The following is a 245-nucleotide window of genomic DNA, read 5'->3' as shown; positions in this document are numbered from 1 at the left end:
TGCCGGTACGGCGCGGGGCGGCGCAGACTGGAGGCCGTACGGGCACGTGGTCGTACGAGGACAGCGGGCCGGCGGGGCACGGGAGCGGGGACGTACGGGCATGGACGGCGGGGACCGGGACGAGGAGCGGCAGCGGTGAGTGAACGGGCAGCAGGAGACGGGGTGTTCACGGCCCGCACGGTCGGTGCGGGCGTGGGCCCGGACACCGGTGCGGGGCCGGGCGCCGGGGGAGCGCCGGGCGCCGG

It is taken from the genome of Streptomyces nanshensis (assembly GCF_001751255.1).
Lineage (GTDB): Bacteria > Actinomycetota > Actinomycetes > Streptomycetales > Streptomycetaceae > Streptomyces > Streptomyces nanshensis_A.
The sequence above is the reverse complement of the archived record's forward strand: the minus strand, read 5'-3'. Positions refer to the sequence as shown.